At 40.3% G+C, this 2,538-nt stretch carries 2 protein-coding genes; both read right to left on the reverse strand.

The window, feature by feature from the left end; translation table 11 throughout:
• Window positions 1-405: 405 nt before the first annotated feature.
• A complete protein-coding gene (locus RM529_RS16865; RefSeq protein WP_311485921.1) occupies window positions 406-1,401 on the reverse strand; it encodes a GSCFA domain-containing protein in 996 nt (331 codons plus the stop codon).
• A 16-nt stretch (window positions 1,402-1,417) separates the two neighbouring features.
• Window positions 1,418-2,538 (reverse strand): DHHA1 domain-containing protein (locus RM529_RS16870; protein WP_311485922.1); only part of this gene is annotated, 1,121 nt, incomplete at its 5' end.

A 2,538-nucleotide genomic window follows, 5' to 3' on the forward strand; every position in this document is an offset into this window, starting at 1 on the left:
TCAATTCTCTGATTTTCAAAATATCGGTATCCAAAAAAAATCAGGATCACAACCAGTGCCCCAAGCAGTATTTTCTTCATAGCAAAGCTTTAAGGCAAGTTACAAAATTTTAGAATTGGAGCAGCCGCCTTAACATGACGTATTGTTTTTAAAGGCCTAAGGAAGAAAAAATTAATTTTTAAAAACACCAATGGACGGCCCCACCCGTCCATCAGTTTTAAAATTCTAAAATCTACCCCAACAAATTTTAGATCACAAATTCTTAATGTTCTTGTTAAATAAGGATTCACATCCTGATAAACAACAAGTTAAGCATCAGAACCTGTAATTTAAATGTACAAATATTTTAAGATCATCGGGTTAGGCAGGAATTATTTTAACGTTACCAAAAAAACCAATTTTATCTTATTTTGAGCGGCCAAATGTAATATGCGAAAATTCAGCCTCCAGTTTATCGATCTTTTCCTGAAGTTGAACCTTAAACTTTTGATGCTCTTTGGATTTACTGTTGAAGGGACGGTGATTTAATGCCCTCTGGATCTTTTCTATTTCCTTTTTTGTGACCTCCGTATTCTTTGCAATCCACACCTCCTCAAACCTACTCCAGATATAATCCAGAGCCGTCCCGTTGGGATGAATCATATCGCCTGCATAGAACCTATAATCCCTTAGCTCATCCATCATAATTTCGTAAGACGGAAAATAGGAAAGTGTTTTCTTCCATTCCTCATTTTGCCGAAATTCTGAAAGGCACTGTTGCAGGGCCGCCATTAGGTTTGATTTGCTCCACTGGTTTTGAGTAAAACCATCACGGGTGTGCCTAACGGGAGAAATATTAAAAACTACAGAAACCTTAGGATTAATCATGTGCAGATAAGAAAGAATCTTCAGCAAACTCTGGCGTATATCATCCACCATCATCAGTTCTTTCTGAAACTCCTTCTGCGGAATTTTATGGCAGTTGGCCACGGTCGCATCCTGCTCCACATGTCTGTAACCCCAGGCCGTTCCCAGGGTGATTACCACATGGGTGGCAGATCTCAGAAATTTTCCAGATTTTCTTACTCCCGAATTCAGATCTCGTAACAAATTTTTCTTATTGGAATTGCTTAAATCGCTGTGAGCTTCAAAGCAGTGCCATCTTCCTTCGTGAAAAAACACGTCTTCATCCTTATATTTGTAGCCCAAAACCACACGCTCCAGAAAATTTTCTATAGCAGCAGGATGAAACAGAATCCCGAAAGGGTTCCGGTAATTCTGAAATTTGTAGTAATCCAGTTTCCCGCCAATATTATCTACAAAGCAGGAACCCAGCATAAAAATCTTAGAATTATAGTCTATCTTAGGTTTATGATCGGCTATTGGTATTTTGGTCCTAAACTCCATATCGCTCCTCTCCATCAGTATTTAAAATACGTTATTTTATATACTCTTTCGCCTTCTGCAAAGCATCGTTTAATCCCGCAGGATTTTTACCTCCTGCAGTCGCGAAAAACGGTTGTCCGCCACCGCCTCCCTGGATATATTTTCCAAGTTCACGGATGATAGTGCCGGCATTCAGATCTTTTTCTGACACGAGGTTTTTAGAAATATAACAGGAAAGCAGGGCTTTTCCATTCTGCTCTGTTCCAAAGACAAGAAAAAGATTCTCCATTTCGTTATCCAATTGAAAAGCAAGGTCTTTTATTCCGCCGGCGTCAAGATCTATGAGTTTTGCCAGGAAATTTATACCGTTTACCGCTGTAATTTCATTTTTAAGATCAGATTTTAAAGATTTGGCCTTATCCTTCAACAGGCTCTCCACCTGTTTCTTTAATTCTGAATTTTCTTCCTGCAGGCTATTAATGGATTTTACAGGGTCTTTTGAATTCTTCAGAAGAGATTTCACCTCATCCATCGTTTTATCCTGTTCAGCAAAATAATCTTTTACCGCATCTCCGGTAATTGCTTCAATCCTTCGTATTCCTGAAGCTATCGCGCCTTCACTTACAATTTTAAAGTACCAGATGTCTGAAGTATTACTTACATGGGTTCCACCGCAAAGTTCTATGGATTCCCCAAACCGAATCGCCCTTACCGAATCCCCGTATTTCTCTCCAAAAAGCGCGATCGCCCCCTGGTCCAGTGCATCCTGGTAAGCCATATTCCGCTGCTCATTAAGTTCATGATTTTCCCTGATTCTTGCATTTACAAAAGCTTCAACTTCCTCCAGCTGTTCTTTGGAAACTTTGCTGAAATGGGAAAAATCAAACCTCAAATATCCGCTATGCACCATAGAACCCTTTTGCTCCACATGCTCCCCAAGAATTTTTCGTAAAGCCTGGTGCAGTAAATGTGTCGCGGTATGATTTGCAGCTGTCCTCGCCCGCTGGGCTCCATCTACGACGGCTCTAAAGGTGGCTTCCGGATCTTTGGGAAGCGATTTAGAAAAATGAATAATCTGGTTGTTCTCTTTTTTGGTATCGGTAATGTATATAACATCTCCGTTTGCTGCTTCCAGATAACCCTTGTCTCCAACCTGTCCTCCACCTTCGGGAT

Origin of the sequence: Autumnicola edwardsiae (assembly GCF_031846505.1) — a bacterium.
In the GTDB taxonomy this organism is placed as follows: Bacteria; Bacteroidota; Bacteroidia; order Flavobacteriales; family Flavobacteriaceae; genus Autumnicola; species Autumnicola edwardsiae.

Bases quoted from the DNA above. Each gene is read 5' to 3' on its own strand.
- RM529_RS16865 (WP_311485921.1), bottom strand. From the start codon at position 1,401: ATGGAGAGGAGCGATATGGAGTTTAGGACCAAAATACCAATAGCCGAT.